Raw genomic sequence first — 19,297 nt, 5'->3', positions numbered from 1 at the left:
GTAGCGGTCGGCCCCCGCCGACTCGACCATAAACGAGAACATGTTCTAGTTGCCGGGCCGTCGGCCGGACGGCGCGCCGCTAGGCTGGTCGGTTGTGGTGGATCAAGAGTCGAGGGACCGACAGCCGATTTTGTGGGCGATCAGCGATCTGCACACCGGGCACACCGGCAACAAGCCGGTCACGGAGTCGCTGTATCCGGCCTCACCCGAGGACTGGCTGATCGTCGCGGGTGACGTCGGGGAGCGCACCGATGAGATCCGCTGGGCGCTCGACCTGCTGCGCAAGCGGTTCGCCAAGGTCATCTGGGTGCCGGGCAACCACGAACTGTGGACCACCAACAAGGACCCGATGCAGATCTTCGGCCGGGCCCGCTACGACTACCTGGTGGACATGTGCGACCAGATGGGTGTGATCACCCCGGAGCATCCGTTCCCGGTGTGGACCGAACAGGGCGGCCCGGCGACCATCGTGCCGATGTTCCTGCTCTACGACTACACATTCCTGCCGGAGGGCGCCTCGACCAAGGCCGAGGGGTTGGCCATCGCCAGGGACCGCAACATCGTCGGCACCGACGAGTTCCTGCTGTCGTGTGAGCCCTACGCCACCCGCGACGCCTGGTGCCGGGACCGGGTCAGCCACACCCGCAAGCGGCTCGAGGACCTCGACTGGATGACGCCCACCATCCTGGTCAACCATTTCCCGATGGTCCGCGAACCCTGTGAGGCGATGTTCTACCCAGAGTTCTCGCTGTGGTGCGGTACCACCGCGACGGCGGACTGGCACACCCGCTACAACGCGATCTGCTCGGTGTACGGGCATCTGCACATCCCGCGCACCACCTGGTACGACGACGTGCGGTTCGAGGAGGTGTCGGTCGGTTATCCGCGGGAGTGGCGCCGCCGCAAGCCCTACCGCTGGCTGCGCCAGATCCTGCCCGATCCCAGGTACGCGCCCGGCTACCTCAACGAGTTCGGCGGCCACTTCGAGATCACCCCCGAGATGCGCGAGGGCGCCAAGCAGATGCAGGACCGGATCAAGGCCCGCAGATCGTGACGGGAACCCTGCTCGGCCAGGTGCTGCCCGCCGCGGTCGCCTCGGCCGAACTCTACGACGACCCGCCGGGTCTGACGCCGCTACCCGAAGAGGAACCGCTGATCGCCCGCTCGGTGGCCAAGCGCCGCAACGAGTTCGTCACGGTGCGCCACTGCGCACGTCAGGCGCTCGAGGTGATCGGGGTCGGGCCGGTCCCGATCCTCAAGGGCGACAAAGGGGAACCGTGCTGGCCCGCAGGCGTGGTCGGGAGCCTGACCCACTGCACGGGATTCCGCGGTGCGGTGGTGGGCCGGACCGGTACGGTCCGCTCGATCGGTATCGACGCCGAACCCCACGATGTGCTGCCCGACGGGGTGCTCGGCGCAATCACCGTCCCCGCCGAACGCTCCGAGCTGACCGCGCGGCCCGGCGGGCTGCACTGGGATCGAATCCTGTTCTGCGCCAAGGAGGCCACCTACAAGGCGTGGTATCCGCTGACCCACCGTTGGCTGGGTTTCGAGGACGCCCACATCACGTTCGAGGTCGACGGGTCCGGCACCACGGGCAGTTTCCGGTCGCAGATCCTGATCGACCCGGCGGCCGAGCACGGCCCGCCGCTGACCGCACTGGACGGCCGCTGGTCGGTGCGCGACGGTCTGACCCTGACGGCGATCGTGCTGTGAGCCGGCCGGTTCCGGACCCGGGCCTGGTGATCGTCGACAAACCCTCCGGCATGACCAGCCACGACGTGGTGGGGCGCTGCCGGCGGCTGTTCGGCACCCGCAAGGTCGGGCACGCCGGCACGCTGGATCCGATGGCGACCGGAGTGCTGGTGATCGGCATCGAGCGGGCGACGAAGATCCTCGGCCTGCTCACCGCGACCGACAAGTCCTATGCCGCGACCATCCGGCTGGGCCGGACCACCTCGACCGAGGACGCCGAAGGTGAAGTGCTGCAAACGGTCTCGGCTGCCGCGGTGACCGAAGCCCAGATCGGGGCTGCGGTCGCGGACCTGCGCGGCGAGATCGCCCAGGTGCCGTCCGCGGTGAGCGCGATCAAGGTCGACGGCCGGCGGGCCTACCAGCTGGCCAGGGAAGGTCATACCGTCGAACTGGCCGCCCGTCCGGTACGCATCGACCGGTTCGACGTGCTCGCCGTCCGGCGGGTGGACGAGTTCGCCGATGTCGATGTCGAGGTCGACTGTTCCTCGGGTACCTACATCCGGGCGCTGGCCCGCGACGTCGGCGCGGCGCTGGGGGTCGGCGGGCACCTGACGGCGTTGCGGCGCACCAAGGTCGGCCGCTACGGACTGGATGAGGCCCGCACGCTCGACGATCTCGCCGACGCGGCACGGCTGAGCTATTCGCTCGACGAGGCCTGCCTGGTCGGGTTCGCCCGCCGCGACCTGACCGCGGCCGAAGCCGAGGACACCAGCCACGGCCGGGCGCTGGCACCCGCCGGGATCGACGGCGTGTACGCCGCGACCGCGCCCGACGGCCGCGTCATCGCGCTGCTGCGGGACGGCCCGTCGCGCACCAAGAACGTTGTGGTGCTGCGGCCCGCGACGCTGTAGCCGAACGTCAAAGCTGGCCGTGGCGGGGCGGTTTCGTGCCCGAGAGGGTGTAGCGGCCGATGTGGCGGATTTTCCACCGGGTCGGGTCGTGCAGCGTGTGGGTGCGGGCGTCGCGCCAGTGCCGGTCGAGGTTCGCCTTCGCCGACGCGCTGCGCGTCCCGCCCAGTTCGAACAGCGTGCCCGCCGCGTCCAGCGCGGCCCGCACCGCCGCCACCTTGGCGACGGCCACCGCGATCGACGCGGCGGCCGTGGACTCCTCGGTGAGATCGGCCGCCGCGGCGTCGACCGCACGGGCCGCGTCGCCGAGCAGCGACTGGGCGCCGCGCACCGTCACCGCGAGCTCCCCGGCCACCTGGACCAGCGTCGGATCCTCGGCCGCAGCGGACACCTCGGCCTCGAAATGTGGCCGGGCCCTGGCGACCTGGCGCACGCCCTCGTCGAGGGCGGCCGTGGCGATGCCCACGTCGATCGCGGAATGCAGCAGCTGCGCGCGGGCGCCGTACACCGTCGGCCGGGCGAAGATCGGCGTGAACCCCACCACATGCTCGGCGGGGACCGCCACGCCGTCCAGCGTGACCGTCCCGGACGCGGTGGTGCGCTGCCCCATACCGTCCCAGTCGTCGACCACCGTGAGCCCCTCGGCGTCGCGCGGGACGAACGCGACGGCTTTGGGGGTCGCGGCGGTCGGCACCGCGGCACCGTCAGGCAGCGATGCGCGCACGACCAGCCAGTCGGCGAACAACGCCCCCGTCGAGTAGAACTTGCGCCCGTCGAGCACATACCCACCGGAGCCGGTGGCGACCAACGTGGTGGTGTCGACGTCGATGGGATGCGGTCCGCGCTCGGACTGGGCGTTGGCCAGCAGCGCCCCGTCGAGCACCAAGCCGTAGAAGTACGCCCGCTGCGCGACGGTGCCCTGCAGCCGCAGCGCCTCAAGGAAGGTGAAATGCGAATGCGGGATCTGGCCGAGCGACGGGTCGCCGTGGGCGAGCAGGCGGAACACCTCGGCCAGGACGGTCGCCGGGACGTCGAGCCCACCGTGTTCGACGGGCACGGTCACGGCCAGCAGGCCCGACTCCTTGAGCGCCCGGACCTGGGTGAGCGGCAGTACCCGGTCGGCGTCGCGGGTGTTGGCCTCCTCGGCGAACTCCGCCGACAGCCGGGCCGCGGTCACCAGGGCCTGATCGGCCGAGGCGACCCGGGCGGCACCGGCCAGTTCGGTCATCGGGCCGCGCCGACGAAGGGGATCGACGCGGGTGCGGCGTCATCGGCCCCGTTGTCGAACAGGCCGCGGGCCCGCAGCAGCGGCACCACGCCCTCACCGAACCAGAACAGCTCCTCCAGGTGCGGATAGCCGGAGAAGATGAACTCGTCGATGCCGATCTCGGCGTATTCGGCGATCCGGTCGGCGACCTCGGTATGGCTGCCCACCAGCGCGGTCCCCGCGCCGCCACGGACCAGGCCGACACCGGCCCACAGGTTCGGTGCGATCTCCAGACTGCGTGCGTCACTCCAGGTTCCGTTCACCCGGTTGGCTTCGTGCAACGCCAGCATCCGCTTCTGGCCCTCGGACTGGCTGCGGGCCAGGCCGGCCTGGGCGGAGCGCACGGTGTCCTCGTCGAGGGCCGCCACCAGCCGGTCGGCCTGGGCCCACGCCTCCTCGGCGGTGTCGCGGGAGATGGTGTGCAGCCGGATCCCGAACCGCGGTTTGCGGCCCTGCTCCTCGGCGAGGGCCCGGATCCAGTCGATCTTCTTGCGCACCGCCTCGGGCGGCTCGCCCCAGGTCAGGTAGACGTCGGAATGCCGGGCCGCCACCGGGCCCGCGGCCGGTGAGCTGCCACCGAAGTACAACGGCGGCACCGGGTTCGGCGGCAACGCCAACGACGCCTCCTCGACGTCGATGTACTGGCCGCGGCGGGTGACTGTCTCCCCGGCCCACAGCCGCCGCACCACGTCGAGGAACTCGTCGCAGCGGGCGTAGCGGGCGTCCTTGTCGAGATGGTCGCCGAACGCGCGCTGTTCATGCGCCTCGCCGCCGACCACGACGTTGAGCAGGATCCGCCCCGGCGCATGGCGCGCGAAGGTGGCGGCCATCTGCGCTGACAGGGTCGGGCTGACCAGTCCGGGCCGGAACGCGACGAGGAAGGCCAGCGAGGTGGTTTCGCGGGCCAGCAGCGATGCGGTGATGAACGCGTCCTCGCACCAGGCGCCGGTCGGGATCAGGGCGCCGGTGAAGCCGAATCGCTCGGCCGCGCGCACGATCGAGGCCAGATAGTCGATGGAGGCCTCCCGGTCACCGCCGGCCGCCCCGGCCGGAGTGCCGTGGCCGCCCCCGACGATGAGCCGGCTGTCGCCGTACGTGGGCAGGAACCAGTGCAATGTGACAGTCACGAGGACGTCATCCTGGTCGGTGATCCGCCGCGGCGCACCGGTAAAAATCGTGGTGATCCCGACTGCCCGCGGGGGACGCTGAACGGTTGCGGTGTGGTGTCCTCAGTCTTCCGGTGCGGCGGCGTGGTCATCAAGGGGCGCGGCTGCGCCGGTATCCCGAGGGCTGACGTTGAGGAGGGTGAAATGCTCACCGTCGTCGGCCGTGAGGTGGACAACCTTGGTGGGCGCGGATTGACGCGGCCGCACTGCGGCCAGCTTCTGCACGACCCATTGGTTGATCGATACCCGCTGTTCGGCGGCCTCGATGGCGAGCTGGCGGTGCTGGGCCGGGCTGGTGCGCACTGACAGATTGCCGCTGTAGCGGCGCTCGGTGAGCGGAACGGGCGCGGTCTCGCTGGCCTGGGCCATATCGGTCAGGATGTCGTCCACGAGTCGCTCGGCACCGGAAATAGCCTCGGCGGCCGTCGGCGCCAGCCAGGATAGGCTCGGGAACTCGGCGACCAGACCGACGTACTCGTCGTCCTCCGGGGACCACTCGGCCCGGTAGGTGTAATGGTTGGGCATCAGCGGTTCTCCTTTCGACTCTCATTGATCTTGGCGATGGCATCCAACACCTGCTTGACCTGGTAGGCCTTGGCCTTGCCGTGGTCGTTCTGGATGTTCACGCGCGGATCGCCCTGCCACGGGGTGCGGAACACCGCGTGGCTGGTCTTGTGCTGGCGGGGTGCACCGAAGTAGTGCTCGCAGGCCTTGACCAGGTCGCTGAAGTCCACGTTGGCCGCCGACTCCCGCATCTTGGCCTCAATCTTGGCTACGCTCGCCATCTACCAATGCTAGCACCCGCGCTATCAGTTCAAAGGTGAATGATGGCATATCTGCTATCGTGCAATCATTTCGCTCCAATGTCCGGCCGGTGCCTTCGGCGCGCAGCGGCTCGACATCAGGCCACAGGTAGAGCGGGTGAGTGGCTTCCTAGCTCGCGACGACCCAGATGGCGTCGGCGGCGGGGCTGCCCAGGTCGACGGTGATCTCGGCTTCGGGGGTGCCGGCTTCTACGGCCACCGAGATCATCCCGGCGAAGTCGCGCCGGGCCAGCACCCGCAGCCGGGAGTCCAGACTGATCCCGACGCTGTCGAAGTACCGCAGCATCTCCGGGTCGGCATCCGAGATCCGGGCCACCGTCCCGGCGTCGCCGTCCTGGCAGGCCGACAGTTGGCGGGCCGGCGGGGTCGGAACCTTCCCGTCGGCGGCCGGGATCGGGTCGCCGTGCGGGTCACGGGTCGGGTACCCCAGTTTGGCGTCGATGCGGTCGAGCATCCGATCCGACACGGCGTGTTCGAGGATCTCGGCCTCGTCGTGCACCTCGTCCCAGCCGTAGCCGAGTTCGGAGACCAGGAAGGTCTCCATCAGCCGGTGCCTGCGGACCATGGCCAGCGCGGCCCGGCGGCCGGCCTCGGTCAGGGTGACGGCGCCGTATTTCTCGTGGTGGACCAGATCCTGGTCGGCGAGCTTGCGGATCGATTCGGAGGCCGTGGACGCCGACACGCCGATGCGCTCGGCCAGCAGTTTCGTGCTGACTTTCTCCCGCGACCATTCCTGGGCGGTCCAGATCACCTTCAGATAGTCCTGGGCAACCGTCGAGAGGTCGTGATGGTTACCGTCTGGACTCACAGTATGGAAGTTTAGGCAATCATCACCTGATCCGGGGAACTAGAGCAGACCGTGGCGCGGGCGGGTCGTAGGCTGGCTGCTGTGCAGCGCTGGCGTGGGCAGGACGAGATCCCCACGGACTGGGGCAGATGTGTCGTCACCATCGGGGTGTTCGACGGTGTTCACCGTGGACATGCCGAGCTGATCAGTCACGCGGTGAAGTCGGGCAGATCGCGCGGCGTACCCGTGGTGTTGATGACCTTCGATCCCCATCCGATGGAAGTGGTGTTCCCGGGTAGTCACCCGGCGCAGCTCACCACCCTGACCCGGCGGGCCGAACTGGTCGAGGAACTGGGCGTCGACGTGTTCCTGGTGATGCCGTTCACCTCCGACTTCATGAAACTCACGCCCGAGCGCTACATCCACGAGCTGCTGGTGGAGAACCTGCACGTGGTCGAGGTCGTGGTGGGGGAGAACTTCACCTTCGGAAAGAAGGCCGCGGGCAACGTCACCATGCTGCGCAGGGCCGGGGAACGGTTCGGCTTCGCCGTCGAGGGGATGGGCCTGGTCGCCGAGCACCACCGCGACGAGACGGTCACCTTCTCCTCGACCTACATCCGGTCGTGTGTCGACGCGGGCGACGTGGTCGCGGCCACCGAGGCGCTGGGCCGCCCGCACCGCGTCGAGGGGGTCGTGGTGCGCGGCGACGGTCGGGGCCGGGTGCTGGGCTTCCCGACCGCGAATGTGGCGCCGCCGATGTACTCGGCGATCCCGGCCGACGGGGTGTACGCGGCCTGGTTCACCGTGCTGGGGCACGGGCCGGTGATGGGCACCGTCATCCCGGGGGAGCGCTATCAGGCGGCGGTCTCGGTGGGCACCAATCCGACCTTCTCCGGCCGGACCCGCACGGTCGAGGCGTTCGTGCTCGACACCGACGCCGATCTGTACGGCCAGCACGTCGCCGTCGACTTCGTGTCCCGCATCCGGGGCCAGGAGAAATTCGACGCCGTCGACGACCTGGTGGTGGCGATGGAAGCCGACACCCAGCGGGCCCGCACGATCCTCGCCGCACCCCACGAATCCTGAATTCGCGGCTCGCCGGGGTGCTGCTAGACTTCCCGGCGGTCCGGTGCATGCTGCAGTCCGCGGTGGCTGTGCCGAGAATATGTTCGCGGGACTGAATTGATGGAGTTATTTCGTGGCGCTTACCGCCGAGCAGAAAAAAGAAATCCTGGGTTCCTACGGTCTGCACGAGACCGACACCGGTTCCCCCGAGGCACAGGTCGCCCTGCTGACCAAGCGGATCATCGACCTGACCGAGCACCTCAAACTGCACAAGCACGACCACCACTCGCGCCGTGGGCTGCTGCTGCTGGTCGGCCGTCGCCGCCGGTTGCTGAAGTACGTCGCCCAGGTCGACGTCGAGCGTTACCGCTCGCTGATCGAGCGCCTCGGTCTGCGTCGCTGACCCGGTATTGACAGCGGCCCGATCGCCCCTCGGTGAACCCCGGAGGTCTGGCAATCGGGCCGTTGCTGCCGTGTAACATGAGGTCGTTCGATCGCCGAAGTGTGCTCGTCACGAGCCCGCACGAGCCGGTCGAACACGAGGTGAGGCACCCGCGATCCGCGGGCGCCGCTCCTGCGAGTCACGTCAAGCCTCGCCCGGTCGGGCGGTCTTCGGTAGTGGCTGCCGGGAAGCCCAGTTTGGGTGCGTCCGGCCGCTTCGATCGACGGCCGTAGCCGCATCCGGGCCCGTGGCACATCTGGGCGGGACGACGCGAAACAGCTGAATGAGATCGAAAGAGGCCACCGGACTAAATGTCTGTAGTCGAACTTGAAGACGGCGTGTTCGAATCCACCGCCACCATCGACAACGGGAGCTTCGGCACCCGCACCATCCGTTTCGAGACCGGCCGCCTGGCCAAGCAGGCCGCCGGCTCGGTCGTCGCCTACCTCGACGACGAGACTATGCTGCTGTCGGCCACGACGGCCAGCAAGACGCCGAAGGATCACTTCGACTTCTTCCCGCTGACCATCGACGTCGAAGAGCGCATGTACGCCGCGGGCCGGATCCCCGGCTCGTTCTTCCGCCGCGAGGGTCGCCCCTCCACCGACGCGATCCTGACCTGCCGGCTGATCGACCGGCCGTTGCGCCCGACGTTCGTCTCGGGTCTGCGTAACGAGATCCAGGTCGTGGTCACCGTGCAGAGCCTTGACCCCAAGGACCTCTACGACGTGCTGGCGATCAACGCCGCGTCGGCGTCCACCCAGATCTCGGGTCTGCCCTTCTCCGGCCCTGTCGGCGGCGTGCGCGTCGCCCTCATTGACGGCCAGTGGGTCGCGTTCCCGACCGTCGAGCAGCTGGAGAACGCCGTGTTCGACATGGTCGTCGCGGGTCGCAAGACCGACGATGATGTCGCGATCATGATGGTCGAGGCCGAGGCCACCGACCGGGTCATCGAACTCGTCGCCGGTGGCGCGGGCGCCCCGACCGAGGCCGTGGTGGCCGAGGGTCTGGAGGCCGCCAAGCCGTTCATCGCCGCCCTGTGCGCCGCCCAGCAGGAGCTGTTCGAGGCGGCGGGCAAGGAAACCGCCGACTACCCGGTGTTCCCGGATTACGCCGCCGACGCCTACGACGCGGTGGCCTCGGTGGCCACCGACGCCCTGTCGGAGGCGCTGACCATCGCGGGCAAGGAAGAGCGCAACGACCGCACCGACGAGATCAAGGTCGAGGTGCTCGAGCGGCTGGGCTCGCAGTTCGAGGGCCGCGAGAAGGAGCTCGGCGCCGCATACCGGTCGCTGACCAAAAAGCTGGTGCGCCAGCGCATCCTGACCGACCACTTCCGCATCGACGGCCGTGGCATCACCGATATCCGGGCGCTGTCCGCCGAGGTCGCCGTGGTGCCGAGGGCGCACGGCAGCGCGCTGTTCGAGCGTGGCGAGACCCAGATCCTGGGTGTCACGACGCTGGACATGATCAAGATGGCCCAGCAGATCGACTCGCTGGGGCCCGAGACCAGCAAGCGCTACATGCACCACTACAACTTCCCGCCGTTCTCGACCGGTGAGACCGGCCGCGTCGGCTCACCCAAGCGCCGCGAGATCGGCCACGGCGCGCTGGCCGAGCGCGCCCTGGTTCCGGTGCTGCCGAGCGTCGAGGAGTTCCCGTACGCCATCCGCCAGGTGTCGGAGGCATTGGGCTCCAACGGTTCGACGTCGATGGGTTCGGTGTGCGCGTCGACGCTGGCCCTGCTGAACGCCGGTGTCCCGCTCAAGGCGCCGGTGGCCGGTATCGCGATGGGCCTGGTGTCCGACGACGTAGAAAATGAAGCCGGGGAGTCCGAACGTCGTTTTGTCGCGCTGACCGACATCCTCGGTGCCGAGGACGCGTTCGGCGATATGGACTTCAAGGTCGCTGGCACCAAGGACTTCGTCACCGCGCTGCAGCTCGACACCAAGCTGGACGGCATCCCGTCCAAGGTGCTGGCCGGTGCGCTGTCGCAGGCCAAGGATGCCCGGCTGACCATCCTCGACGTGATGGCCGAGGCGATCGACAGCCCCGACGAGATGAGCCCGTACGCACCGCGGATCACCACGATCAAGGTTCCGGTCGACAAGATCGGCGAGGTCATCGGGCCCAAGGGCAAGATGATCAACTCGATCACCGAGGAGACCGGCGCGCAGATCTCGATCGAGGACGACGGCACGGTGTTCGTGGGTGCCGCCGACGGGCTTTCGGCGCAGGCCGCGATCGACAAGATCAACGCGATCGCCAACCCGCAGCTGCCCAAGATCGGCGAGCGGTTCCTCGGCACGGTGGTCAAGACCACCGACTTCGGTGCCTTCGTATCGCTGCTGCCGGGTCGCGACGGCCTGGTCCACATCAGCAAGCTGGGCCGCGGCAAGCGCATCGCCAAGGTCGAGGACGTGGTGAAGGTCGGTGACAAGCTCCGGGTGGAGATCGCCGATATCGACAACCGCGGCAAGATCTCGCTGGTGCTGGTCGACGAGGAGTCGGCGGAGCAGGCCGCAGGCGACAAGGCCACCGACGCCGGCGCGGCTGCCGACGCGCCAGCCGCCGATGCTGCGCCCGCCGAAGCCTGATAACGGGGTAACGCCGGATACATCGCAGGTCCGGCGGACCACCCTGCCCGGCGGCCTGCGGGTCGTCACCGAGTACGTCCCGTCCGTGCATTCGGCATCGGTCGGGGTCTGGGTCGGAGTCGGTTCCCGCGACGAGGGGAGAAGCGTCGCGGGGGCCGCCCACTTCCTGGAGCACCTGCTGTTCAAGGCCACCCCGACCCGCAGTGCTGCGGACATCGCCCGGTCGGTCGACGCCATCGGCGGTGAGCTGAACGCGTTCACTGCGCGCGAGCACACCTGCTATTACGCGCATGTGCTGGACACCGATCTGGAACTCGCGGTCGACCTGGTGGCCGATGTGGTGCTGCGCGGCCGTTGTGCCGCAGAGGATGTCGAGGTGGAACGCGACGTCGTGCTCGAGGAGATCGCGATGCGCGACGACGATCCCGAGGACACCCTCGGCGATGTGTTCCTGTCGGCCATGTTCGGCGATCACCCGGTCGGACGGCCGGTGATCGGCAGCGTCGAGTCGATCTCGGCGATGACGCGTGCGCAACTGCATTCCTTTCACGTCCGCCGCTACACCCCCGAGCGCATGGTGCTGGCGGTCGCGGGCAACGTCGACCACGACGAGGTCGTCGCACTGGCGCGGCAGTACTTCGGTCCCCGGCTGATCGACGGCCGCGCGACGGTGCCACCGCGCAAGGGTGCGGGCCGGGTGGCGGGCCGGCCGTCGCTGCTCGTGGTGGACCGTGACGGTGAGCAGACCCACGTATCGCTCGGGGTACGCACCCCCGGCAGACGCTGGAAGCATCGGTGGGCGTTGTCGGTGCTCAACACCGCGCTCGGCGGCGGCCTCAGTTCGAGGCTGTTCCAGCAGATTCGCGAGGAGCGGGGTCTGGCCTATTCGGTGTACTCGACGGTGGACACCTTCGCCGACAGCGGTGCATTGTCGATCTACGCCGGATGCCTGCCGGAGCGGTTCGACGAGGTGGTCCGGGTGACCACCGATGTGCTGGAGCAGGTGGCGCGGGACGGCCTCACCGAGGACGAATGCCGGATCGCCAAGGGTTCACTGCGCGGTGGGCTGGTGCTCGGCCTTGAGGACTCCGCATCGCGAATGCACCGGATCGGCCGCAGCGAACTGAACTACGGTGAGCACCGCAGCATCGAACACACCTTGGAGCTGATCGATGCGGTCACGCTCGACGAGGTGAACGCGGTGGCGCAGCAGTTGCTCACCCGGGAGTACGGTGCCGCGGTACTCGGTCCGCAACAGGCGAGAACGTCGCTACCGCAGCGGCTTCGGGCGATCGCCGGCTGAGCCCACCCGCACCGTTACGCTGGACCCGATGACTGCAATCTCACGGCGAAGCGTACTGATCGGATCTCTGGCGGCTTTCGCGGCCGTCGGCGTGACCCGGGGGAGCGCGTCGGCAGCCCCGCTCGACGACACGATCGCCGAACTGGAACGGCGCCACAACGCGCTGATCGGTATCTATGCGGCCAATCTGGACTCGGACCGTTCGGTGGCCCACCGGCCCGACGAGATGTTCGCGATGTGTTCGACCTTCAAAGGCTATGCGGCGGGCCGGGTGCTGCAGCAGGTCGGGCGTGGCCAACTCGCGCTGGACAACCGGGTGCTGGTCGAGGGCATCGTCGCCAACTCCCCGGTCACCGAACCGCGGTCCGGCAGCGAGATGACACTGGCCGAACTGTGCCAGGCCGCGCTGCAACAGAGCGACAACACCGCGGGCAACCTGCTGTTGAAGACCATCGGCGGGCCGCCGGGCATCACGGCGTTCGCCCGCAGCATCGGTGACGAGCGCACCCGCCTGGACCGCTGGGAGACCGAGCTGAACTCGGCGATCCCGGGGGATCCGCGCGACACCAGCACCCCCGCGGCCTTGGCGGGCGGATTCCGGGCGATGCTGGCCGGCGATGCGCTGAGCCCGCCGCAGCGCACGCAACTGCAGGACTGGATGAAGGCCAACCAGACGTCGAGCATGCGGGCCGGGCTCCCGGCCGGCTGGACCACCGCCGACAAGACCGGCAGCGGGGATTACGGCAGCACCAACGACATCGGCATCGCCTACGGCCCCGAAGGGCAACGGCTGCTGCTGGCGATGATGACGCGGTCGCAGGCCGACGACCCGGAGGCCGAGAATCTGCGACCGCTCATCGGTGAGCTGACGGCGGCGGTGCTGCCGTCGCTGCTCTGACCGGACCGGCTCGGGCTACTCGCCGTGCTGGTTGTCGAACCCGGCGTCCCCGGTGCCTGAGTTCTGAATCGCGATCTGGCGGGCACCGGAGGCGTTCTGCGACAGCGGAACCCGCACGGTGAGGATGCCGCGCTCGTAGCCGGCGGTGATCGCCTCCTCGTCGGCCCCGGCCGGCAGCGTCACGGTGCGCAGAAACGAACCGTAGGAGAACTCGGAACGCGAGTTCGCCTCGGTGCGCTCGGAACGCTCGGCCTTGACGGTCAGCCGGCCGTCGGTCACGGTGATGTGCACGTCGGTGGCCGGATCGATGCCGGGAATCTCGGCCCGCAGCTCGTAGTGCTCATCGGTGACCTCGTCCTCGATCCGCATGAGGTTGCGCTCGAAGATGGGCCGCAGGCTGGCGAACGGGGTGATCCCGGCGAAGAACTCGGAGAGCTCCGGCAGGAACGGGCGGGGCTGATGCGCGACGGGAAGGTTAACCACGGGTGACTCCTCGGATCCTGGAAGGCGACAAAAGACGATGTGACGCTTGCTCTTTCGATCCAAGCATCGCTTTCGAGCCGTCGGCCGAATGCGCGGTGAACACCTTGAGTACGTGGGCTGCTACACCAGCCGCAGGGTGTCGTCGCGGTGCAGGACGAAGAAGTACGGTTTACCGGAACCGCGCAGGTCCATCGCGCCGATCACCGCACCGTCGGTCAACCGGCGGAACACGTCGTTGATCGGCAACTGGTCGTAGATCATCGTCGCGGTGTCGACACCGCGGTATCGGGTGGTGCGCAGCCTGGCCTTGGCGGAGCGGGTCTGCAGCACCGGCCGCAGCGTGGTGATCGGGCCGGCCATCGACCGGTTCTTCAGCAGCGGCACTTTCGACGAGATTCCGAGCCCGCCGAACGCCAGCACGGGGCTGAGCGCCCACAGTGCGGTGCCGTCGCCGGTGGGGAACAGCAGCGGGTGCACGGTCTCGGAGTCGGAGAACTGCTTGCCCCACCAGCCACTGGCCGCGAGCATCCCGTCCAGCGGATGACCGGTCGGCAGTTCGGCGCCGTGCCAGGTGCCGATCATGAACTCCGGCTCGACGGCTTCGGCGGCGTCGAACACGGCCAGGGCGTCGTCGGTGGTTGCGGGGACCTCGATGTCCGGCCCGGCGAACAGTTCCTGGAGAAGCATGCGCCCCACCATACTTGACACCTGTCAAGTATGGTGGGGGCGGCGGTTGGAAGTTTAGGCCAGCAGGCCGGCCGGATCGGTGAACGGCAGCTCGAGATCGCGCGCAACCTGCTCGGACAGCAACGCGCCTTCGTGCGTGGACAGCCCCTTGGCCAGCGCAGCATCGGCTGCGCAGGCGGCCTGCCAGCCTTTGTCGGCCAGCTTGAGCACGTAGGGCATGGTGGCGTTGGTCAGGGCGAAGGTCGACGTCCGCGGCACCGCGCCGGGCATGTTGGCGACGCAGTAGAAGACCGTGTCGTGGACGCTGAACGTCGGGTCGTCGTGGGTGGTGGGCCGGGAATCCTCGAAACACCCGCCCTGGTCGATCGCGATATCGACCAGGACCGCCCCCGGCTTCATGTGGGCCACAGTCGAATTGGTGATCAGCTTGGGCGCCTTGGCACCCGGGACCAGCACGGCGCCGATCACCAGGTCGGCGCGCTTGACGGCTTCCTCGAGCTCAAGGCTCGACGAATATCTGGTCTCGATGCCGCCGTTGTTCTCGTTGTCGATCTTGCGCAGCGTGTTGATGTTGAGGTCGAACACCGTGACGTGGGCACCCATACCCTTGGCGATACGGGCGGCGTTGTAGCCGGCGACGCCACCGCCGACCACGACGACCTCGGCCGGCGCGACCCCGGGCACGCCGCCCATGAGCACGCCGCGGCCACCGTGGCTGCGCATCAGGTGATAGGCGCCGACCTGGGCCGAGAGCCGGCCCGCGACCTCGCTCATCGGGGCCAGTAGCGGTAATGCACCGTCGGCGGTCTGGACGGTTTCGTAGGCGATCGAGGTGGTCCCCGAGGCCAGCAGGGCGTCGGTGCACGGCCTGGAGGCGGCCAGGTGCAGATAGGTGAACAGGGTCTGGCCCTTGCGCATCCGCGCGTACTCGGCCTCGATCGGCTCCTTCACCTTGAGCAGCAGCTCGGCGTCGGCCCAGACCTGGTCGGCGGTGGTGACGATCTCGGCTCCCGCGGCCTTGAAGTCGTTGTCGGCGATGGCCGAACCGTTTCCGGCGCCGGCCTGGACGATCACATCGTGCCCACGCCGGGTCAGTTCGGTCACGCCCGCCGGGGTGATGGCCACGCGGTATTCGTTGTTCTTGATCTCGGTCGGGACACCGACGAGCATGATCGCTCCTTCAGGGGGTTGGCTGTTGCCATAAGTGTGAAGAAAATTCGATTACACGGCAATATTCGTGATGAAGATTCGTTATAGTGTCGGCGTGAATGAAGAATCAGCGAATTCGCCGATCAGATCCGGCGTCGCGCCGAAGAATGTTCGGCCCACCGACCTCGATGAGGTCGACCGGCGGATTCTGCTGGCGTTGCACGCCGATGCCCGGATCTCCAACAGCGCCCTGGCCGACGCCGTCGGCATCGCCGCGTCGACGTGTCACGGGCGGGTGCGGCGCCTGCAGGACATCGGGGTGATCCGCGGCTTCTATACCGATATCAACCCGGCGGCGGTCGGACTCGGGCTGCAGGCGATGATCTCGGTCAGCCTGCAGTCGAATGCGCGCGGCAAGATCCGCAGCTTCATCTCCCAGATTCGCGAGCGGCCCCAGGTGATGGACGTCTACTTCCTGGCCGGCGGCGACGACTTCATCCTGCACGTGGCCGCGCGCGACACCGACGATCTGCGGGCCTTCGTGGTGGAGAACCTCAACGCCGACGCCGATGTGGCAGGCACCCAGACTTCGCTGATCTTCGAGCATCTGCGCGGCGCGTCGCCGCTGTGAGCGGCTATTGGGCGCCCAGCACCAGGCCGTCCCCGTTGTCACGGGACAGCCGCAGCTCGTCGGCGTCGATCGCCGTCTGAACCCGGCCGGTCAGAACCCGCAGCACGGACTGCTCGATCTCGCCGGTCTCGCCGGGGCAGGCCTTCCTGGTGGTGGCCAGCGGGCCGAACTCGATGATCGCCGGCGATCCGGAAATCGTTGCGCGACCGTTGATCTGGTTGCATCCGGTGGAACCCGTGACCGTGCCGTCGGCCAGGATCCGCAGCGTCGGCCCGGCCTGCTCCAAGGCCTGTGAGGTGGTCGCCGCCTGTGCCGAGATCAGGCTGGTCACCTTCCAGGTGGTGTCGGTCAGCGGGCGATCGGGTGAGACCACCTTCTTGTCCTTGAGGGTGACGGTCGTGGCGTCGGTCGCCAGCGTCAGATCATCCCCGTCGAGCGACCAGGTGGGGGCGTCGGCGAAGAACTGCGACATCCATGCGTCGGCCTCGCCGAGCGGAGGCGGACACGCCATCATCGTGCTGGCCAGCTGGGTGACGATGCGTCCACCGGACAGATCGGCCGTGCCGGACCCGTGATTGCAGCCCGCGAACGTGCTGATCTGCCCGCCGTCGAACGCCACGGTCAGCGGTCCGCCGCCGGGAATCTCGGTCCCGTCGACCTGTTCGGACACGAACGTGCGGCCGTTGAGGGAGGGTTCGTCGGCGGCGGCATCGTCGGAGCAGGCCGCAAGGGCGCCGAAGGCGGCGCCGACGGCAAGGAGGATCGGTGCGAGCCGCATAACCCACCGTAAGCCGTAGGTGGTGCCGAACCGGGGACCTCGCACTCTCGTGACACAAGCCTGGCCGTTCAACTGGCCATCCAGGAAGGGAAGACCGAGGAAGGGCACAACCATGAGGTCTCTCGTCATCGCCGCCACGGCCGGTGTTTTGGTATCGCTCGGGTGCGGCCCGGCCGGGGTCGCCGCGGCCGCACCGGCCGGCCCGGTGTCGCCGACGCAGGCCGTCGACGATCTGCGGCACAGGGTTACGACGTCGTCGTCAACAAGGTCGGCTCCGCCCCGCTCGACGCCTGCACGGTCAGGGCGATTCGGCCGGGGCAGAGGTTCGCGCGCACCGACTCCGGTGTGCCGGGCGCCATGGGCGACCTGCACACCACCGTCACCCCAAAGACGGTGTACGTCGATGTGACGTGCTGAGCACTACCCGGGCGCGTCGTCAGCGGTGTCGTCGGATTCGGCGAGGTAGCTCTGCGGATGGTGATATCCGTTCACCCGGTTTTGGCCGGTATCCAGTAGGCGCGGGGGAATCCATTCGCAGCGGCCGTGTTTGTTGATCCGGGTGGTCCACTTGCCGGGCCCGACCATGCGTTGGTGGGGCCCGCAGCCCAGCGCGAGGTCGTCGATGTCGGTGTTGCCGCCCGCGGCGAAGTCCTGTTGGGCGTGGTGGGCTTGGCAGCGATCTCCGGCCGCGCTGCACCCCGGTCGGGTGCAACCACGGTCGCGGGCGAACAGGACCAGCCGTTGGCCTGGGGTGGCGATCCGCTTGGTCCTGCCCAGGTGCAACGCGATGTTGGTGTGTTTGTCGAACACGGCCAGGTAGTGCCAGGCATGGGCGGCCAGCCGGACCAGGTCGGGGATCGGGAGTTTCGATCCGCCGCGGGTGACCGCCACCCCGGTGCCGGCCTCCAGCTCCTGCAGGGTGGTGGTGACGACGATGGACACCGGCAGCCCGTTGTGCTGGCCGAGTTTCCCCGCCATCAACGCATCCCGGTGTACCGCCACCAACGCGTCGTGGGTGCGCTGGGCCGGGGTGCGGGTGTCGTTGTCGATGGCTTGCTGGCTGGGAGTGCCGCTGATGCAAGGGTTTTCGTCGTCCGCGTTGCACTTGCCCGGTGCGGCCAGCTCGGCGTTGACGGCTTCCACAGTGGCCCGGCCCTCGGGGGTCAACCAGCCGGAGAAGCGGGACATGCCGTCGGGCTGTTGCGGGCCCAGGGTCATACCGCGTCGCCGCGCGCATCGGCCCTCGACGGGCTCGGGGCCGTCCTGATCGAGCAGATACAGGGCTTCGTCGATGACCTGACGCAGCGCATCGGGGGTGTCGGCGGCAGCGACTCCCACCAACTTCTCCTCGAGACGTTCCCGGTGCCCGTGGTCAACCCAGTCCGGGACCTTGTCGAAGAACTTCTGCATCTCCTTGATGTGATCGGGGGTAAGCCAGCCCCCGGCCTGGGCGGCCGCCGTCACCGCACGGCGGGGTGCCAACGCCTCGCCGGTGACCGCACGGCGGGGCCCGAAATCGATGGCGTCGCGGTACCGGCGCTGGGCTTCCTCCGCCGAAATGCGGAGCCGGATGCGCATCACCTCCGGCCAGGACTTCGCCCCGATCTTCGCCGGCGTCGTCTGCTCGGACAGGGCGGCGATGGCGCGGTGTTCGGCGACCGGGACCAGATTGCGGGCCTCCTGCGCCCCGGCGCACACGTCCAACAGTTCGGCCTCGGTCAGGCCCGGGAAGTCCAGCCCGCACAGGCTCTCGACCGCGTCACGTAACGCGATCAGCCGCTCGGCCACACCGGACTCCATGCACCGAACATTAGTTCGAGGGTCCGACAACTTTTTCCAGCCGATCTGGCGCCGCCGGGTGCCGCGGGCGACCTGCACACCACCGTGACCGCGAAGACGGTGTACGTCGACGTGGCGTGCTGACGGCTATCTGGGCACATCGTTTGCGGCATCGTCGGATTCGGTGAGGTAGTGCTGGGGATAACGGTTGATGTCGGCGGTCCATTTTTGGGGCCCACCATCCGCTGGACTGGATGGGTTGATCTGCCGCAAACGCTCTAAGTCGGCACTCGTGAATCCTGCGGTTGGTGCGCCACTCGCCGGAAATGCTGCGGTAGCCTCATTGTCGGCGGGGCAGCTTGTTGGGGGATTGGCATGGCAAACGAACTAGACGTGACTACGAGTGGTTTGCGGTCAGCTGCGGGAAATAGTGAAAGCATCGCGGCTGGGTTGTCGCAGCGGTGATCGCCGGGAGTGCTGGCGGCCATCCGAGTCTTGCCGGGCTGGGCGCCGTTGATGCTGCGATCAACTCCGTTCTCTTTCGCCAGTCTGACCGGGTGTTGCGGCAGGCTGGCGCATTGTCGGCGAGTGGCGGGCGCTATGACAGCACTGACAGCGACGCTGCCGGTGGCATCGCGGAGACGGTGTGAGTCCTGCCGCAGCGTCGTCGGTCGGGTTGCCCACCCGATCGGAAATCGACGAGTGGCCGACCGGCCGACTCTTGGAGCCTGTCAAGTTGTTTGTGTAAGTAGTTGTGCTGGTTGGGGTTAGAGGTAGGGGTTGATTCGTTCGGGGTAGGCCAGGGCGAGTTGGGCGAGGGCTTGTTTCCAGTTCGTGG

The 19,297-nt window shown here is 68.3% G+C and carries 20 protein-coding genes; 10 read left to right on the top strand and 10 right to left on the bottom strand.

All coding sequences use genetic code 11. The annotated features are described in order from the left end of the window. Nucleotides 1–94 precede the first annotated feature (94 nt). The 3 genes from ACWDTP_RS21120 to truB are packed head-to-tail and all read left to right on the top strand — an operon-like array spanning nt 95 to nt 2,606. The gene (locus tag ACWDTP_RS21120) at nt 95–1,054 is read left to right on the top strand and encodes a metallophosphoesterase family protein (protein WP_450023288.1); all 960 of its coding nucleotides are present in this window, start codon (nt 95–97) and stop codon (nt 1,052–1,054) included. Beyond that, nucleotides 1,048–1,716, top strand: a complete 669-nt coding sequence (gene pptT / locus ACWDTP_RS21115; RefSeq protein WP_450023310.1) for a 4'-phosphopantetheinyl transferase PptT — start codon at nt 1,048–1,050, stop codon at nt 1,714–1,716. Before ACWDTP_RS21120 ends, pptT begins: the two co-directional genes overlap by 7 nt. Further along, on the top strand, nt 1,713–2,606 hold the full coding sequence (truB, locus tag ACWDTP_RS21110; RefSeq protein ID WP_450023286.1) for a tRNA pseudouridine(55) synthase TruB: 894 nt from the start codon (nt 1,713–1,715) through the stop codon (nt 2,604–2,606). Before pptT ends, truB begins: the two co-directional genes overlap by 4 nt. A 7-nt stretch (nt 2,607–2,613) precedes the next feature. Here the strand turns inward: truB and ACWDTP_RS21105 are convergent, their stop codons facing one another. From ACWDTP_RS21105 to mntR, 5 genes are all read right to left on the bottom strand, one after another. Continuing rightward, nucleotides 2,614–3,831 (bottom strand): SfnB family sulfur acquisition oxidoreductase, encoded by a 1,218-nt coding sequence (locus ACWDTP_RS21105; RefSeq protein ID WP_450023284.1) that lies wholly within the window; start codon nt 3,829–3,831, stop codon nt 2,614–2,616. Next, nucleotides 3,828–4,997, bottom strand: a complete 1,170-nt coding sequence (locus ACWDTP_RS21100) for an LLM class flavin-dependent oxidoreductase (protein ID WP_450023282.1) — start codon at nt 4,995–4,997, stop codon at nt 3,828–3,830. The genes ACWDTP_RS21105 and ACWDTP_RS21100 overlap by 4 nt, the downstream gene beginning before the upstream one ends. A gap of 102 nt (nt 4,998–5,099) precedes the next feature. Further along, a complete protein-coding gene (locus ACWDTP_RS21095) occupies nt 5,100–5,561 on the bottom strand; it encodes a type II toxin-antitoxin system HicB family antitoxin (RefSeq protein WP_450023280.1) in 462 nt (153 codons plus the stop codon). Continuing rightward, the gene (locus ACWDTP_RS21090; protein WP_450023278.1) at nt 5,561–5,821 is read right to left on the bottom strand and encodes a toxin HicA; all 261 of its coding nucleotides are present in this window, start codon (nt 5,819–5,821) and stop codon (nt 5,561–5,563) included. Before ACWDTP_RS21090 ends, ACWDTP_RS21095 begins: the two co-directional genes overlap by 1 nt. 148 nt (nt 5,822–5,969) lie before the next feature. Beyond that, the gene (gene mntR / locus ACWDTP_RS21085) at nt 5,970–6,668 is read right to left on the bottom strand and encodes a manganese-binding transcriptional regulator MntR (RefSeq protein WP_450023276.1); all 699 of its coding nucleotides are present in this window, start codon (nt 6,666–6,668) and stop codon (nt 5,970–5,972) included. Between the two features lie 81 nt (nt 6,669–6,749). Here mntR and ACWDTP_RS21080 point away from each other — a divergent pair, with 81 nt between their 5' ends. The 5 genes from ACWDTP_RS21080 to bla all read left to right on the top strand — a co-directional run bounded on the left by ACWDTP_RS21080 (nt 6,750) and on the right by bla (nt 12,952). Further along, nucleotides 6,750–7,733 (top strand): bifunctional riboflavin kinase/FAD synthetase, encoded by a 984-nt coding sequence (locus tag ACWDTP_RS21080; RefSeq protein ID WP_450023274.1) that lies wholly within the window; start codon nt 6,750–6,752, stop codon nt 7,731–7,733. Between the two features lie 112 nt (nt 7,734–7,845). Continuing rightward, complete coding sequence (gene rpsO / locus ACWDTP_RS21075; RefSeq protein WP_450023272.1) at nt 7,846–8,115, top strand: 30S ribosomal protein S15; 270 nt, start codon at nt 7,846–7,848, stop codon at nt 8,113–8,115. 350 nt (nt 8,116–8,465) lie between these two features. Then, nucleotides 8,466–10,751 (top strand): polyribonucleotide nucleotidyltransferase, encoded by a 2,286-nt coding sequence (locus ACWDTP_RS21070; protein WP_450023270.1) that lies wholly within the window; start codon nt 8,466–8,468, stop codon nt 10,749–10,751. Continuing rightward, a complete protein-coding gene (locus ACWDTP_RS21065) occupies nt 10,729–12,054 on the top strand; it encodes a M16 family metallopeptidase (protein WP_450023268.1) in 1,326 nt (441 codons plus the stop codon). Before ACWDTP_RS21070 ends, ACWDTP_RS21065 begins: the two co-directional genes overlap by 23 nt. A gap of 28 nt (nt 12,055–12,082) precedes the next feature. Continuing rightward, nucleotides 12,083–12,952 carry a class A beta-lactamase gene (bla, locus tag ACWDTP_RS21060; protein ID WP_450023266.1) on the top strand — a complete coding sequence of 290 codons (870 nt, stop codon included), beginning with the start codon at nt 12,083–12,085 and terminating at the stop codon, nt 12,950–12,952. 15 nt (nt 12,953–12,967) lie between these two features. Here bla and ACWDTP_RS21055 read toward each other — a convergent pair whose 3' ends face one another. The 3 genes from ACWDTP_RS21055 to ald form a co-directional block, all read right to left on the bottom strand. After that, nucleotides 12,968–13,435 carry an Hsp20/alpha crystallin family protein gene (locus tag ACWDTP_RS21055; RefSeq protein ID WP_450023264.1) on the bottom strand — a complete coding sequence of 156 codons (468 nt, stop codon included), beginning with the start codon at nt 13,433–13,435 and terminating at the stop codon, nt 12,968–12,970. Between the two features lie 120 nt (nt 13,436–13,555). Continuing rightward, complete coding sequence (locus ACWDTP_RS21050) at nt 13,556–14,122, bottom strand: DUF4334 domain-containing protein (RefSeq protein ID WP_450023262.1); 567 nt, start codon at nt 14,120–14,122, stop codon at nt 13,556–13,558. Nucleotides 14,123–14,176: 54 nt separating this feature from the next. After that, nucleotides 14,177–15,292 carry an alanine dehydrogenase gene (gene ald / locus ACWDTP_RS21045; RefSeq protein ID WP_450023260.1) on the bottom strand — a complete coding sequence of 372 codons (1,116 nt, stop codon included), beginning with the start codon at nt 15,290–15,292 and terminating at the stop codon, nt 14,177–14,179. A gap of 94 nt (nt 15,293–15,386) precedes the next feature. Between ald and ACWDTP_RS21040 the strand changes: the two genes are divergently transcribed. Continuing rightward, nucleotides 15,387–15,902 carry an Lrp/AsnC family transcriptional regulator gene (locus ACWDTP_RS21040; RefSeq protein WP_450023258.1) on the top strand — a complete coding sequence of 172 codons (516 nt, stop codon included), beginning with the start codon at nt 15,387–15,389 and terminating at the stop codon, nt 15,900–15,902. A 4-nt stretch (nt 15,903–15,906) separates the two neighbouring features. Here ACWDTP_RS21040 and ACWDTP_RS21035 read toward each other — a convergent pair whose 3' ends face one another. Next, complete coding sequence (locus ACWDTP_RS21035) at nt 15,907–16,680, bottom strand: META domain-containing protein (RefSeq protein ID WP_450023256.1); 774 nt, start codon at nt 16,678–16,680, stop codon at nt 15,907–15,909. Between the two features lie 162 nt (nt 16,681–16,842). Between ACWDTP_RS21035 and ACWDTP_RS21030 the strand changes: the two genes are divergently transcribed. Continuing rightward, nucleotides 16,843–17,097, top strand: a complete 255-nt coding sequence (locus tag ACWDTP_RS21030; protein WP_450023254.1) for a hypothetical protein — start codon at nt 16,843–16,845, stop codon at nt 17,095–17,097. A gap of 3 nt (nt 17,098–17,100) precedes the next feature. Here ACWDTP_RS21030 and ACWDTP_RS21025 read toward each other — a convergent pair whose 3' ends face one another. Further along, the gene (locus tag ACWDTP_RS21025; RefSeq protein WP_450023252.1) at nt 17,101–18,480 is read right to left on the bottom strand and encodes an HNH endonuclease signature motif containing protein; all 1,380 of its coding nucleotides are present in this window, start codon (nt 18,478–18,480) and stop codon (nt 17,101–17,103) included. Between the last annotated feature and the right edge of the window lie 817 nt (nt 18,481–19,297).

Source organism: Mycobacterium sp. NPDC003449 (assembly GCF_053588415.1).
This window is presented reverse-complemented; position numbering and strand designations above follow the sequence as displayed.

Bases quoted from the DNA above. Each gene is read 5' to 3' on its own strand.
- ACWDTP_RS21105 (WP_450023284.1), bottom strand. From the start codon at position 3,831: ATGACCGAACTGGCCGGTGCCGCCCGGGTCGCCTCGGCCGATCAGGCC.
- ACWDTP_RS21025 (WP_450023252.1), bottom strand. From the start codon at position 18,480: ATGGAGTCCGGTGTGGCCGAGCGGCTGATCGCGTTACGTGACGCGGTC.
- ACWDTP_RS21065 (WP_450023268.1), top strand. From the start codon at position 10,729: ATGCTGCGCCCGCCGAAGCCTGATAACGGGGTAACGCCGGATACATCG.
- bla (WP_450023266.1), top strand. From the start codon at position 12,083: ATGACTGCAATCTCACGGCGAAGCGTACTGATCGGATCTCTGGCGGCT.
- ACWDTP_RS21070 (WP_450023270.1), top strand. From the start codon at position 8,466: ATGTCTGTAGTCGAACTTGAAGACGGCGTGTTCGAATCCACCGCCACC.
- ACWDTP_RS21035 (WP_450023256.1), bottom strand. From the start codon at position 16,680: ATGCGGCTCGCACCGATCCTCCTTGCCGTCGGCGCCGCCTTCGGCGCC.
- ald (WP_450023260.1), bottom strand. From the start codon at position 15,292: ATGCTCGTCGGTGTCCCGACCGAGATCAAGAACAACGAATACCGCGTG.
- ACWDTP_RS21090 (WP_450023278.1), bottom strand. From the start codon at position 5,821: ATGGCGAGCGTAGCCAAGATTGAGGCCAAGATGCGGGAGTCGGCGGCC.
- ACWDTP_RS21050 (WP_450023262.1), bottom strand. From the start codon at position 14,122: ATGCTTCTCCAGGAACTGTTCGCCGGGCCGGACATCGAGGTCCCCGCA.
- ACWDTP_RS21095 (WP_450023280.1), bottom strand. From the start codon at position 5,561: ATGCCCAACCATTACACCTACCGGGCCGAGTGGTCCCCGGAGGACGAC.